Source organism: Nitrosomonas sp., assembly GCF_024282095.1.
Classification (GTDB): Bacteria; Pseudomonadota; Gammaproteobacteria; order Burkholderiales; family Nitrosomonadaceae; genus Nitrosomonas.
Genome location: NZ_JAMWZS010000026.1, coordinates 1 through 14,357 on the forward strand (window position 1 = coordinate 1; position 14,357 = coordinate 14,357).

The following is a 14,357-nucleotide window of genomic DNA, read 5'->3' on the forward strand; positions in this document are numbered from 1 at the left end:
GGTATAGGAACCTCAATATTACGAGTTTGCCTCTTTCTATTAAATACTTATCTTCAATTGTCAACAGACCCTAGCATGCTTCACTTGTTCGATTGTTATCATTGCTCCAAATATATTGACCTTAGAAAATTCAAAAACCAATCATACATATTGTTTATATGCATGCTGAGACCGAAGGCCTGCTAAGTAAACTAGCAAAATACTTATTTTTGTCTAGGAATTTACTTAGTTGTGCATTGACACCCTGAATACATTACCCAGTTCTTCTGCCAAATTTAATAATCCAGGGCGCGCCCAATAATCAACCGCAACACCTAAGAGAGATTAAGGTGTTGGGATGGAAAAAAGAGAAGAACGGTACAAGCAGTTGAACGCAGAAATCGGCATCCATCGTGTTGGATAAGCGCCAGCTCGGCACTTTGCGGGAATGCCAATCCATCATGGCGAGAAGAATAACCAAAGCCTTTCTCCATCGGCACATAGGTAATATCAGTGGCCCAGACTTGATTGGGTCGATTGATTGCCTTACCTTTGAGCAGGTAAAGATATATTTTGTGTTGCTTGGCAGGAATACTGGCTCCCGGTTTGGGCGCGGTGCTGATTAATACCCGGAATCTTCAACATGGATGCCGCTTTCTTGCGACCAATCAGTATTCCCTGACGCAAAAATCACGTGGCGTAGCTGCGCGATCCATATTGCGGTGTTTTTAGGTATTGCTCGTCCATCTTTCGTAGCAAAACCAGGTCAACTTCACTTTCAGAACATAATGCACGGAAGCCGATATTGTGTTACGCGCCGACGCGCGCACATTGTCTGATTATTATTCCAGGAATCACCGCGCAGTACGCGAGTCTCGTCTCAGGGAATCTCACAGAACCGCAATCTGCCAACTTGCTGTGTGAGACGCAAAAAAACAAAAGCGCCGCTGCGCGGCGCTATCAATGAACAGCAAACCAGCGCATCAACGCTCAGCGGCGCCGGTGATCCGCTATTCGATGGGAGACTCACATAACACCCGGAAGCCGATATCGCCGTAACGATTGACCGGATGAGCGCCGTGGCGGGCGGCCGAGCGTACGCCGTCTGGAAAATTAACCCAAGAACCACCGCGCACCACGCGGGCCTCGTAACTGCTTATATCATCGGGGCAGTGCTGTACCTTTGTATCAGATGAGCTATTGAAAATCGAGCAAGTCCATTCCCAGACGTTGCCCGACATGTCGTGTAAGCCGAAGCGGTTGGCTGGGAAACTACCTGCCGGTGCAGTTTTTTCCCCATTCCATGCGCCGCCGCAATTTGTACAGTTGGCCAATCCCTTCCCTGCAATATCGTCGCTGCCGTCCGGCGCGGGCACGCCATATTCTTTTTTAGTACCACCGCGCGCAGCGTATCCCCACTCGGCTTCTGTGGGCAATCTGCATGATTGGCCTGTCATCGCGTTCAACCACTTGGCATAGGACCAGGCGTCAAACCAACTCACGTCGATGACTGGTTGGTCGCCACGGCCCCAGTCTCTATCATATGGGACATCGCGCCCGGTAGCCTGTTGGAATTTGTCGTACTGGGCAAAAGTGATCTCGGTGTTAGCAAGGTAGAAGGGCTGTGCGATCTTTATTGAATAGATCGGTTTATCGCTTCCGGACCCGCCAATCTCAAAGCTCCCAGCGGGTACTTTGACCAGTTTTGGCAGCGGTATCGCCTCGCCGAGTTTGAGCTTATACGCCCATCGCATGGTCAGGGCCTGCAGCGGATAGCTATGCTTGTTCGCCCAGTAAAGACCTTCAGCGAAGAAAGCGAGCAGCCCGATTGCAACGAACGCCAGCATGGCTAAAAAGAACGCTAGCCTGCGGCTTTTGCGCAGCCGCCTTTCCGCCTCCTGCGCAGCCTCCTGCGCCTGCTCGCGCGCTTCGCGTTCGCGCCGTTGATCGCGGCTGGCGCGCACCACATCGGTTAAGACATCATGAGTGAGCTCGAGACGCACGATGCCGCCGCGCTCCTCGCGGCGCACCAGTCGCTCGTCGATCAGCGTCTCGATCTGCGTATCGTCGACTCCGGCTTCGTGCGCGACTTCGAGCGCAACGCTGTCGCGCTGTCCGGAAGCCAGCAGTAGTTTGTCTTCGACGAAGCGGCGGGCGGTTGCGGAGACGCGGCCGATCGCTTTCTCGTAGAATTCGCCAAGGATGCCGGCGCGCACTTGCTCGGTCAGCATCGCGGCGCTGATCTGTGCGGCTCCGTCCTTGATGCGGCGCTTGTTCATCGCGCGGCAAAGCAGGCTGAGCAAAGCGGGATCGACCTCCTGCTCCGCCGCGGGGCGCAGTCGTTGCCTTGCGCCGACGACCGCGGTGACGATTTCCTCGGCCACAGCCTGTGTCACCAGGTCGCCGCCGGGCTTACGCACCACGGTCATGGCCTGAGTGCCGCTCAACGGGCGCAGGCGCATGCGGTTTCCCATGCCGGGCATCAGGCGGCGCAGATCCTCGAGGTAGGCCAGATAGTCTTCGCGCAGCGACAGCAGCACGTGGCAGGCTTGGCGGTTGAAGTCGAAGCTGCGCGAGGCCTCAGCCGGTGAACGGTCGAGCCGCGCTTTGACCGCGCTCGGTGCGCGCCCCTCGGCGAGGTCGGCGATGGCTTCGAGAAAAGCCTTTGACTCATCCGCACGGCGGAATGCCCCGAGGGTGAAAATCTCTTCAAATTGATCGAAAACCAGCACCGGCGTCAGCAACCGGTTGCGCTGGCTCCAGAAAGCATTGCCCTGGCGCTGGAAGTATTCCCACAGCGTTTCGCCGTCTTGACGCGCCGGTATCTTCGCGCGCGCGGCCTGCGCCGCCGCTTCAATCGCAGCAAACACCTGATCGACCAGTGCCACCGCCTCCGGCGCGAAGTTGAAGCGCACGTAAACCGGCAAACATTGATGCGTACGCAACATTGGGAACAAGCCCGCCTTAATCAGCGAGCTCTTACCCAGCCCCGATAGCCCATACAGCACGGTGAGCCGGTGTTGCAGCACCCGCTCCAGAAGCTCGTCGCGTTCGGACTCGCGTGCCGCGAAGTAGGCGGTATCTTCCTCGGCGTAGGACGCCAGGCCCGGCCAGGGCTCCTGCGCGCTCAGGGTCGAGGCTGAGGCGTGTGCCGGAACACTCGCGGATTCGGATTCCAGAGCGGGGATCTGATTCATGTCGCTGAATCGCGAGCGCGCAACTGGGCTTGCTGGAACGCTGCCGTGATAAATTTGCGGAAGGCTGGCGTCACTTTTCCTCCAGGCAATCGCTTCCAGTCTGGTTTCTTAAGTTCGAGCGGCAGCGCCGGGTTGTTGGGCTGGATATCGTCGATGGCCACCGGGATCAGGAACTTGGCGTTGGCTGCAAAGCCGATGCTGCGCTTGAATGCCTCGTGCCACTCGTGGCGGAAGAAGCGATCCTGCTGTGTCAGCGTGTGACGCGATAGGATCAGCACAAACAGCGAACAGGCGTTGACGTTGCGGATGATTTTGCTCTCCCAGTCGTCACCGCCGATGAGTTGCTGACGGTCGAACCAGCAGTCGATGCCGTTGTGATCCAGCGCCTGCTGGATACGCTCGACGATCGCCCGGTCCTCGCTGGCGTAACTGAGGAATAGCCCGCCCTCCAGGATGTCACGTGCAAGCACGCGCGGGGCGGTTGTGAAGGTCAGATCGCGCGGCAGTTTTTCGGCGAAACGCGCAATAAATTCGACCGGGCCCAGCGAAAAGTGCTTGGTACTGCGACCGAAGTGATCGAGGAAGACAGCGAATTCGGAAGCGCTGGAGGCGCGTTCGATGAACCAATCCGTCTTACCACCCGCGGCGCTCAGGCGGGTCGACACGCCCAGTCGAATGAAAAAGCGGGCGAGCCAATCAGCGAAGCCACACCCCACAATCAGCAGGTTCTTTTGCTGTAATAAACGAAATAGCTTCTCTGGCCTGCCCTCTTGAGACTGCAGCGCGTGCATGAACTCCAGCACGTCCTCTTCGGTGACCGCGTACTCGGGCATCGATGTCGCCCGGCCGAACAGGTGGAACACCACCGGGGGGCCGTCGCTCAATTGGGTACTGTCGAGATCGTCCTTACGCACGGGCGAGTACTCGATCTGACGGACTCTTCCAGCCCAGACCGGATGGCGCTGCTCAATGGCGCGCACAAGAAGATTGTCGAAAGTGGTGGTCACGAACAATTTGACCGGCAATGCGGCCAGATCGTTGAGCGCCTTGGGGATGGGAACGCTTTGCTCCAGCTCTTCGACAACCCCCTTAACCACCGGATACAGCTCTTCGGCCCGGTTACGCCGATTGGCCAGATAACTGCAGGCCACTTCGTTGAGTGCGCGTTCACCGGTGTGCTGCGGCGCATCGACTTCCAGCCGCAGGGCAAGTTCCTCGGCCACGAGGGTGTAGAAGTTCTTCGACCCGCTTGCTGCGCTGGGAATCTCGAGCAGCTCGGATCCGGTAATCGGAATGAGCGCGCCTTCGCGAACAAACCGGGTCAGTTCCGACCAGAGGCGGTCTTCTTGGGCAATGCTGAGAACGGCGTTCATGGTTTTGCGTATCTCCAATACTGGCGTCGTAACATCGTGGTTGACGGGTCTCCGGTACGATGATTCGGGAAGGGTCGGCAGGCTGTCAGCCTGTCAAACCGACCCACTTGAAACAATACTGCTTGATCAATTTAAAAAAACCAATCATTGTTTTCTAATTGGGTTTTGATAACACCTATTCGTTTTCAAAAACGAAAATCTTATTACCATTCCCCGCCTTAGCCTTTGCTCCGTTGAAATGTTCTAAATTCACAGGATTACCGTTCAAAATTGCCTCATAGAACTTTTCCAGATAAGGATTGCCATCTTGCCCGCCTTTCAGAAAATAACGATGATTGACGTCAATTTTACTAAAATCGACATAGTTAGCATTGTTTGCCAATAAAATATCTTTACCAAACATTGTTTCCAATTTCTGACCCAATCTTTTTTCTCTTTGTCGCTTGGCCGATAGACCTAAAATGTTGTCATTCTTGTTAACCGTGATATAAATATTATCCGAAAAGTCAATCTTCTTAACCCACTGATCATGGTCTTTGGCATCAGCATCGGCTGAATTTAAAATTACAGTATCAAACAGATTCTTCTCAAGACTTTGCAGTTGATAAGATTCCAGCATTCTTGAAAAGACGATATTTCCCATGCTGTGGACTAACAAGGTTGATTTTATTTTTGAAAATTTCTCAGGATGGTCTTTCTTAAATTTTTGAAATGAAGCCAATACATTCAGTAAATCCGGAGCAGCGGCCTTTGCTTCTTCATTCGGGTATCCTGCAGGCCCCTTGTAGGAAGGAAACCAGTGAAACATGATGACCTTGGCACTATATTCTTCTTCCAAATTCGGAATGACTTCATCCAGCGATTTTTTGGGTTCCTTCCCCCGGCCATGAACATAAAAAATAATGTTATCAGCGCCACGACCGCCAGCTTTCATATCCTTCTCAATCGCTTCTGCCATTTCTTTCACTTCATTGGAAAGGTTTTGGATATGGTACTGAGTACCATCACTGGTAAATAAGGATGCTCCAGCAAATGCATGAATGTTAAAAAAACAGAAACCAAAGACCCAAAAGACATTTATTAGCGTTTTCATAAACAACTCCCTTCGGTTGAATAGGGTTACAAATTATGCATGATATTTGCACTGCCTAGATGACATAAATCAACCCGCAAACAACTGGCATGATATGCTTATTTCTTAATTCTCTTACCTTTTTAGAAGGCACTGAGTTCACGTTTCTCAGTTGAACCGTTCACTCAGAAACTTTCTGCGCGGCGCTATCAGTGAACAGCAAACCAGCGCATCAGCGTTCAGCGCGCCGGTGATCCGCTATTCGATGGGGGACGAACATAACACCCGGAATCCGTAAGCGTAGAATCTATAGTCCGGAGGGGCGTAGTAGCGCGCCGCTACTCTCTCGTAGTCAGGATCATAGTACCAGGAACCACCGCGCAACACGCGGTCCTCGCTCGTACTCAATGAAGTATCGCTCGGCTGATCGTATAAATTCAGGCACCACTCCCAGACATTGCCCGCCATATCGTCTACCCCGAACGGGCTGCGACCCAACGGATACAAGCCTACCGCAACTGTACGTCCAATGCCTGCCCCAATGCTGTTTGTGCGCTGCCCGTTCCACTCACCTGGCCATGGGTAATCTTGCTGCGTACTTCCGGCGGCAGCCCATTGCCATTCCCATTCAGCGGGCAATCGGATCGGCAACTGCAGCCTTACGCTCAGCCAGCGGCAGTAGGCCAGCGCATCGTACCAAGAGACGTGGATTACCGGGTAATTGGCAAAAGACCAGAGCAGCGGACCGGATTTCTCCTCTCTCGGACTACCCTCCCACCAGGCTGAATTGCAGTAACCATCCTTAGCATTCACAAAAGCGCGGTATTGCGCCCAGGTGACCGGGTAGCGGGCCAGGCGAAAGGGGGGCACTGTAAAGCGTTCCCGGGATTCAGTTTCCAAGGTGACTTCACCTGCCGGAATGTTTATCCACGCAATATCGGGCAGACCATTGGCATTAAGTCCAACACCGCGCCGTGGATCACCCAACTGATTGAGCCGCAGGCCGATTTCTTCCCGGCGGTGATGCGGTATATTGTCAGTGTTCAGCTCGTCAATCAGCGCGAGCGGTTCTGGGTACAGAAAGTGACGCAGGGGCTCAGGCAATTGGGGTTCGAGTGTCCGCCAAGTCGCGATGCTCGAATCAGAAAAATCCGCATCGGGAACAGGCGATGCAAGGTGGTTCAGCTTGCGCAATGCTTCAATAGCGGGTGATTGCCGTTCCCAGCCCCACTTCAAGACAGACCGCTGCTGATCTCCGCTCCTATACCAATCCCGTGCTGCCTGCTCGGCTTGACGACGCAGCGCCAGATCCGCTGCATAGCGCGCGTACCAGTCCTTGAAACGTTTCCAATGACTGAACACCGCCTCATGTCCTACTTCATAAACAGCCGGTTGTTCATCACTGCCTTCCCTGCTGACTAAGATGCGCTTATCGACAAGTTGCTGAGCCAAGATCAAAGTAGCTTCAGGCAGATCACCCTTGACTGCACGGCGGCGCACCACAGCCAACGCATCACCCGCTTCATTATCGCGCTGCTCCACGCTGGCGATGGCTAGAAACAAATGTGAAATGGCCTCCTCATCCAATACTTTCGCATCTTGCGAAAGTGTTTTCTCAGCCTGTGCAACTGCTTGTTCAGCCAAACCGTTGATAGCGCCGGCAACACCACCCATGGCAGTGTAAGCTGTTTCGGTAAGCGCATCGCCATCCTTCTTGTCATATAACAGAGACAAAGCAAACTCAGCCAGCGCCAATGCGCCCGGACCGGACCCGGTGTCATCCAGAATGCGTTGCACCAAATGTTGTGAGATCGTCAGTCCCGCCGCTTGGGCTGGACCGGTGATCATTTTTTCCAACGCTGCTGGGCCCGGGACGGTCACCGGAAAATGTCCCGAGCGCAGTAACACGATGCAGGAATCATCTTGCGGCCATTGGTTGTAAAAATCAGAGCGCATGGCGATCACCACGCGCACTAACGGACACTCTACCGCAGCAATAAGCAACTTAAAAAAGTTGCTCCGTGCACCATCCTCCACTTTACTGGCAAATACTTCTTCAAATTGATCGACGAAAAGGAGAATCTGGACGGTTGTGCCAGCTTGCCCCAGCGCATCACTCGCCACAGTGGCAATATCGGCTGGATGCGTTCGTAGCCGCTGCGTCAAATCCGGCACACGCCAGTTTTGGTCTGGAAATGATTTGCTCAAGGCAGCCGCCAGGGGTTGAAACGGATCATCGCCCAATTCGCGCGGGGAAAAGCTGACTGGAATCCAGCGAACACCGCCTACGATAGGACTTTCCGTCAGGGTTGGAATCAGCCCTGCGTATACCAATGAGGATTTACCTGAGCCCGAAGGTCCGATCACAGCAAGAAAGCGTTCGCTGCGCGCAACGAAACGTTCAACCAATGCTTCGATTTCCGCATCACGACCGAAGAATCGATCTGACTCAGCGGTCAAAAAGGCGCGTAAGCCAGGGTATGGACGCCCTTCGATGCGTTTGGGTGGAATAATATTGCCCTGCCGTTGGGAATAATGCCAGAGAGCTTTCAGGACGTGTTCCTTGAGATCTTCTGAGGTTTTGAAGATTGCGGGACGCCCAGTCTTTTCAGTACCCTTATTGACGTGCTGCCGGAACGATTCGATCCGATCTGGTGAGTTCTCCTGAGTGACCGCGTCGTGAAATTGGCTCAAGATCGCGACATCGTCCTTGACGAAGATCAGTGTCGGTAGCTGATGTTCACGTGCCTGCTGGTATTCAAGCTCGGTAATAGAAAAGGGCTGACCTGGAGGGATGAATCCGTAACGGCGACCGATAATTCCGATATATAGATCGCATCCCGCCACGTCTGCCAGACAGCTCTCGCGGACACCGCGCTCGTCAGCCGTATAACTTTCAACAACCGTACAATCACCACCCAGTGCTTTACGGACTGCTTCCCGCTCAGGCCCCAGATCGTTCAATGTCGAGGAAAGATAGACTCTCATGGTCAAACAGAAAGGAGAGGGGTAATCGGGTCCTGGCCGAAAATCGCCCAAAAGTTTATCAAAATAGATGGTTGTGAAAAAATCATTTAGATTTAGATGTTGACGCTTGAGAAAATTATAGAAATAAACGTACTGTTGGTGGAATAACAGACTCAAATTTGATTTCTATGCAAAAAATATACGCTATACGTGTTTCGATGTCGATGATACGCAGCCCCATAGCTCAACATTGAACAAAGCGCGCACCAAGGTACCTCGCCTGTTATGTGACGCTGTTACCACAAAACCATATATTCAGATCCTCTTAGGCAAGTAACTAATCAGGTTTCTTTTTAAATAGCTGATCCAGTTTTGTATTGATTTCATCAATGGCAGTCATTGCACTTTGGGCCTTTGATTCCGCGACTTTTGCTGCATTCACTGCAGTCTTCGCTGCAGTAAGAATTGTGCTATCTGTTGCGCTACCTGGAGCTGCAGCAGTCGCGGATTGAGTGTTAGATACAGGCGGTGTTGATTGTGCCGCTGCACTTGTGGCAGGTTTTCCCGTTCCCTGGGTGGTTTGCCGAAGGTCGCGCTCCTCATCGTCTTTGTGCGCCAGTAGAGACCGCAATTGCAGCAACTTACCCAGGGCGCCGTACCAGAATGGCGCGCCTAGACTGAGAAGCAGGATTGAGAGGAGAACCCCGGCTGGATTTATATTTTTCCAGCTATCTGACCACTCACCTATTTTGGGTACCGTCAGAATGCCCTCATTTGCCAAGGATTTATAAAGATCATTTACTACGGATACCGGTACAGTTGCAGCAGGTTGATCCGATGGATTTTCCGTGGGCTTATTATTATCCTTACGCTGTACCTCAATGGCTGCGTGCACAATTGCCGATCGCGTAGATTCATCCATGGCTAAGCGGTTGACCAGCGTAATCGTATCAAGCTGCAACGCCACAGCAACCAAGGTGGCACTTAAAAAAGTCAAAATACGGGCATTGAAGGTGAATCGCTCACTGACACGATCGATGATCGAATCAAAGCGGCTATTAATTTTAGCCAGGAATTGGCTGGAGGCATGTCGCATTAACGCTATGTTGTGGCGAACATTGCTTGCCATTTCAGGGCTGGATTTCTCCAATTGGAGCGCAAATAGTCGCACATTATCCAGGGTTTGCTCAGGATTGGTGATTCCGTTGGCTGCCATGGTGTTTTTAAGGGCTTTCAATGCTTGCTGCTGGATCTTGGTCATTGCTTGATCCGGTGTTTCTGCTTTGGAAGCCAGTTCCAGAAGTATCTTGGTCAATTCTTCGCGGTGAATCACGTCACCGTATCGAACAATGCCAAATGAAGCGCCACCGTTGACAGCTTGGTGCGTCAGGATCATTTTTACAATTTCCTGCGCATGTCTTTTTGAAAATCCAGGATCAAGCTGTTCAATCATGCCAGCAAGTCCCGCCAGCAGATTCCGCCCCCGGCTTCCGGTTGCAGCAATGATTGCTTGCGTAATCATCGTCACAGCCATACTGGCAACCAGCATAATAACGGATAGCCCAATAAGAATATCGACTGATTTAAACATCATTATCTCTCCTTACCGAAAGTTGACGCCCTCGACTGTTTGGCTTCGGTACATCGCCAGACTTTTCCCGTTGCCTTCCTCTTTTTCTTCAAGAATATCATAGTCAAAAGAAAATTAGCCGATCAGTGACCAATCATGCATTTTTCCCGTGAAATACCAGAAACTCGAGCACGTCTTGATATAGTAAGCAATTCTTCTCCAAATCGGAACTCGCAAAGCTTGCGAACCACTTCGAATACCTGAAATTCATTGATTATGTTACGGAAAAACACTTTGGTGCGATTTAAGCCGTATCGCGCAGTGGCAAAGATATGACAAACTGAAGAGCAATTACGAAAGTATGGTTACTATGGCTTGTGGATATCTGGGTTGCCTTTGTGAAATTTCAGAAGACCCTAGCGCTATTTTAGTGAGTTGTTGCGCTGATGGGGAAAGTTGTGTCGGAGTCTTTACAGTGGCTTGCCGGTATCTTGCGCAGGGCTGGTAAAGGCAGATAATTATAGTAAGCTGACCCGTGTCATGCCGCAGCCGCCGGAAATAAAACTTCCCGAAGCGCTAATTCCGGAACGACTGTGCCGGAATATATTCAGCAAGAGATTGCTGCCGGGCGCCGTGAACAAGTCGCGCAAGAATTTCTCGGTCACCCGGCATGTGAATCAGTGGAACAGGATCCAACGGTATACGGTTTTACGTGATTTTATGGCTTGATTACATCTTAGCCAAAACTTCCGCAACGGTTTGTCCCATCAGCGATGGCGTCGGACAAATCGTAACACCCAGTTCTTTCAATATCGCTACCTTTTCTGCTGCGCTTTCTCCGGCGGATGAAATGATCGCACCCGCATGTCCCATGCGCCGTCCTTCCGGTGCGGTCAGGCCGGCAATATAGGCAACCAGCGGTTTGGTCATGTGTTCTTTGGCGAATTTACCGGCTTCCACTTCCTGCGGGCCGCCAATCTCACCAATCATCAGTGCCACTTTGGTTTCAGGATCCTGCTCCAATCTTTCCAGAATATCCCGGTGTGAGCTGCCGGGAATCGGGTCACCGCCGATGCCGACAGAAGTCGAAATACCGATGCCTAATAGCCGCATTTGATCAGCGGCTTCATAACCCAGCGTGCCGGAGCGACCGACTACGCCGACATTGCCGCGGATATAGATGTGTCCGGGCATGATCCCCAGCATCGCGCGGCCTGGACTGATGGTACCAGCACAGTTGGGGCCGGTCAGCAGCATGCGTTCTTCCTTGTGGAAGCGACGCAGGAAATTCTTCACTGTCATCATGTCTTGCGTCGGTATACCATCGGTGATGGAGACGCAATATTTGATGCCGGCATCAGCAGCTTCCATGATGGAATCCGCAGCAAATGCAGGTGGTACGAAAACAATGCTGGCTTCCGCGCCAACCTGCTTAACCGCTTCTTTGACGGTATTGAATACCGGCAATCCCAAGTGCGTTTGTCCACCTTTGCCTGGCGTTACGCCGCCGACCACATTGGAGCCGTAGTCGATCATTTCCTGCGCATGAAAGGTGCCAATTCTTCCGGTAAACCCTTGAACAATAATTCGTGTTTTTTCGTTGATTAATATCGCCACTTTGTACTCCTAGGCTTTTTGTACGACGACTTCGTTACGTGCGCGAACCACTTTCTCCGCGGCATCCGCTAGCGTATCGGCTGTGATAATCGGTAGACCGCTGTTCGCGATAATGCGCCGGCCTTCTTCTACGTTGGTACCCGACAAACGCACTACCAATGGCAGTTTCATATCGATGTTCCTGACGGCTTGTACAACGCCTTCCGCAATCCAGTCGCAGCGGTTGATACCGGCGAAGATATTGACCAGCATCGCTTTCACATTGGCATCGGCCAACACCAGGCGAAAAGCCTTTTCGGTACGTTCGGCTGAAGCGCCGCCGCCGACATCAAGAAAGTTGGCAGGCTCGCCACCGGCCAGTTTAATCATGTCCATCGTCGCCATCGCCAGGCCGGCGCCATTAATCATGCAGCCGATATCGCCATCCAGTCCGACATAACTTAAGCCCGCTTCTGCGGCGGCGACTTCACGGCTATCCACCTGTGTATTGTCGCGCAGTTCCGCGACTTTATGGCGGCGGAACAGCGCATTCTCGTCAAATACCATTTTGGCGTCGAGCGCCATGATTTCGTTGTTGGTGGTCAGAACCAGCGGATTGATTTCCAGGATGTTGGCATCCAGATCGCGCAATGCACGGTAACAACCTTTAATGGTTTTAACCGCATGATTCAGTTGTGCGGGGTCGATATTCAACGCAAACGCCATTTTTCTCGCCTGAAAATCCTGCAATCCCACCGCCGGTTCGATATAAATCTTGATAATGGCTTCCGGATTGGTCACAGCCAGCTTCTCGATTTCCATGCCGCCCTGCGCGGAACCGATCATGATGACTCGCTCGCTGCTGCGATCGAGCATGAATGACAGATACATTTCCTTGGCGATACTGGTGCCGGCCTCAATGTATAACCTGGAACAGATTTTTCCGGCAGGTCCGGTTTGATGCGTCACCAGTTTTTTGCCGAGCAGCTCTTCAGCCGCCTTTTCCACTTCAGCATGCGTTCTGCATACTTTGATGCCACCCGCTTTACCGCGTGCACCGGAATGGATTTGCGCTTTCACCACCCATACATCGCCATCAATCTCCCTGGCACGTTGCACGGCTTCCACCACGCTGTAGGCCAAGCCGCCATCAGCAATTTTTACGCCGTATCCCGCCAGGATTTCTTTTGCTTGATATTCGTGAATATTCAATTCAATTTCCTCAACAATTGCATTAAATTCAATTCGATAGTTTTATAATTTCAACTTAAACAACGATAAAGATAAAGGCCGCTTAGCGCGGCCTTATCTGTTGACTAGTTTTTTGCTGCAATAGCTTCAGCTACTTTTACCACATTATTAGCCATTCTTTCAGAAGCCGCATCGATTAAACGGCCATCCAGCGCAGCGGCACCTTTACCTTGCGCCGCAGCGTCTTTGAGTGCCGCCAGAATACGTTTTGCTTTCTCAATTTCACGCGCAGGCGGTGTGAATACATCATTGGCCAGTTCTATTTGCGTTGGGTGAATCGCCCATTTTCCTTCACATCCCAACGCGGCGGCGCGTTTAGCCGCCAGTACGTAACCGTCGGGATCCTTGATATCGCCAAAAGGACCGTCGATCGGACGCAACCCGTACGCACGACAAGCCACGATCATGCGGCTGATGGCAAAATGCCATTGATCGCCGGGATAATCCGGGTTCAGGCCGCCGATATTGGTGGTTCTGGCGCGATTGCTGGCGGCATAATCGGCAACACCGAAATGCAAGGCTTCCAGCCGTCCTGATGCGCCATTGCGCGCGATATCCTCCACATTGGCCATGCCCAGCGCGGTTTCGATCAGCGCTTCCAGACCGATGCGGTTTTTCAGACCTTGCTGCATTTCGAGCTGGGTCACCATCGCTTGCACCATGTAAATATCCGCATACACGCCCGCTTTCGGAATCAGCAGTGTATCGATCTTGTGTCCGGCCTGTTCTACCAGATCAACCACATCGCGCACCATATATTGGGTATCGAGACCGTTGATGCGCACCGAAACCGTGATGCCGTGGCCTTTCCAGTCCAGATCGTTGAGTGCTTGGATGACATTTTTACGTGCCTGAATTTTGTCATCAGGCGCGACTGCGTCTTCCAGATCGAGAAAAACAAAATCTACGCCGCTATTCAATGCTTTCTCAAACATTCCCGGATTAGAACCTGGAACTGCCAATTCGCAACGTTGTACCCGCTGAATAGTGGTTTCATATAGCGTGTGACTCATGTTTCCTCCAGAATTAATAAATTTTTTAAGTGATCAATAGGGCTAATAGACGAACATGCCGGATGAGTGGTTTGTTTTTTTAATATCATTTCACCTGATCTGCACTCAGTAGCAGGCATGGAATTAAGGCATTCTGTGTATCGTGGACTAGCAACGCAGGTAATCTTGATGAGGTGAATGGTTAGAATGAATGGTTTTCTGCTGGTTGTTTTAAAGACTAATTATTCAGCGGATTATATCCATTCTGCGGGAATTTATCTACTGACAAGCATTACCACTGTGGCGAACAAATAAACTGTCTGAGTTTGCAGCAAACGATCTGTCTGGGTTTTTTGGAAT

The 14,357-nt window shown here is 51.9% G+C and carries 9 protein-coding genes and 1 pseudogene; 2 read left to right on the forward strand and 8 right to left on the reverse strand.

Features of this window, described 5'->3' with window-relative positions; genetic code table 11:
• Nucleotides 1-989 precede the first annotated feature (989 nt).
• The 5 genes from Q0K92_RS08690 to Q0K92_RS08710 all read right to left on the reverse strand — a co-directional run bounded on the left by Q0K92_RS08690 (nt 990) and on the right by Q0K92_RS08710 (nt 10,182).
• The gene (locus Q0K92_RS08690) at nt 990-3,176 is read right to left on the reverse strand and encodes an SUMF1/EgtB/PvdO family nonheme iron enzyme (protein ID WP_297325415.1); all 2,187 of its coding nucleotides are present in this window, start codon (nt 3,174-3,176) and stop codon (nt 990-992) included.
• The gene (locus Q0K92_RS08695; RefSeq protein WP_297325416.1) at nt 3,173-4,549 is read right to left on the reverse strand and encodes a toll/interleukin-1 receptor domain-containing protein; all 1,377 of its coding nucleotides are present in this window, start codon (nt 4,547-4,549) and stop codon (nt 3,173-3,175) included. The genes Q0K92_RS08690 and Q0K92_RS08695 overlap by 4 nt, the downstream gene beginning before the upstream one ends.
• A gap of 175 nt (nt 4,550-4,724) precedes the next feature.
• Complete coding sequence (locus Q0K92_RS08700) at nt 4,725-5,642, reverse strand: alpha/beta hydrolase (RefSeq protein WP_297325417.1); 918 nt, start codon at nt 5,640-5,642, stop codon at nt 4,725-4,727.
• 237 nt (nt 5,643-5,879) lie between these two features.
• The gene (locus tag Q0K92_RS08705) at nt 5,880-8,609 is read right to left on the reverse strand and encodes an SUMF1/EgtB/PvdO family nonheme iron enzyme (RefSeq protein ID WP_297325418.1); all 2,730 of its coding nucleotides are present in this window, start codon (nt 8,607-8,609) and stop codon (nt 5,880-5,882) included.
• Nucleotides 8,610-8,925: 316 nt separating this feature from the next.
• Complete coding sequence (locus Q0K92_RS08710) at nt 8,926-10,182, reverse strand: hypothetical protein (RefSeq protein WP_297325419.1); 1,257 nt, start codon at nt 10,180-10,182, stop codon at nt 8,926-8,928.
• Nucleotides 10,183-10,458: 276 nt separating this feature from the next.
• Between Q0K92_RS08710 and Q0K92_RS08715 the strand changes: the two are divergent.
• Nucleotides 10,459-10,546 (forward strand): annotated as a pseudogene (locus Q0K92_RS08715) (IS5/IS1182 family transposase); the annotation flags it as partial.
• A gap of 205 nt (nt 10,547-10,751) precedes the next feature.
• A complete protein-coding gene (locus tag Q0K92_RS08720) occupies nt 10,752-10,874 on the forward strand; it encodes a hypothetical protein (RefSeq protein ID WP_297325420.1) in 123 nt (40 codons plus the stop codon).
• A gap of 13 nt (nt 10,875-10,887) precedes the next feature.
• Here Q0K92_RS08720 and sucD read toward each other — a convergent pair whose 3' ends face one another.
• From sucD to Q0K92_RS08735, 3 genes are all read right to left on the reverse strand, one after another.
• Nucleotides 10,888-11,775 carry a succinate--CoA ligase subunit alpha gene (gene sucD / locus Q0K92_RS08725; RefSeq protein ID WP_297325421.1) on the reverse strand — a complete coding sequence of 296 codons (888 nt, stop codon included), beginning with the start codon at nt 11,773-11,775 and terminating at the stop codon, nt 10,888-10,890.
• A 9-nt stretch (nt 11,776-11,784) separates the two neighbouring features.
• Entirely contained in the window at nt 11,785-12,966 is a 1,182-nt protein-coding gene (locus Q0K92_RS08730) for a malate--CoA ligase subunit beta (RefSeq protein WP_297325422.1), read from the reverse strand.
• Nucleotides 12,967-13,070: 104 nt separating this feature from the next.
• Nucleotides 13,071-14,018, reverse strand: coding sequence for a CoA ester lyase (locus tag Q0K92_RS08735; protein ID WP_297325423.1), 948 nt, complete (start codon nt 14,016-14,018; stop codon nt 13,071-13,073).
• Nucleotides 14,019-14,357 lie beyond the last annotated feature (339 nt).

What these genes read in the sequence shown, in the direction of transcription:
- Q0K92_RS08690 (WP_297325415.1), bottom strand. Translation starts at nt 3,176, where the DNA reads ATGAATCAGATCCCCGCTCTGGAATCCGAATCCGCGAGTGTTCCGGCA.
- Q0K92_RS08695 (WP_297325416.1), bottom strand. Translation starts at nt 4,549, where the DNA reads ATGAACGCCGTTCTCAGCATTGCCCAAGAAGACCGCCTCTGGTCGGAA.
- Q0K92_RS08700 (WP_297325417.1), bottom strand. Translation starts at nt 5,642, where the DNA reads ATGAAAACGCTAATAAATGTCTTTTGGGTCTTTGGTTTCTGTTTTTTT.
- Q0K92_RS08705 (WP_297325418.1), bottom strand. Translation starts at nt 8,609, where the DNA reads ATGAGAGTCTATCTTTCCTCGACATTGAACGATCTGGGGCCTGAGCGG.
- Q0K92_RS08710 (WP_297325419.1), bottom strand. Translation starts at nt 10,182, where the DNA reads ATGATGTTTAAATCAGTCGATATTCTTATTGGGCTATCCGTTATTATG.
- Q0K92_RS08735 (WP_297325423.1), bottom strand. Translation starts at nt 14,018, where the DNA reads ATGAGTCACACGCTATATGAAACCACTATTCAGCGGGTACAACGTTGC.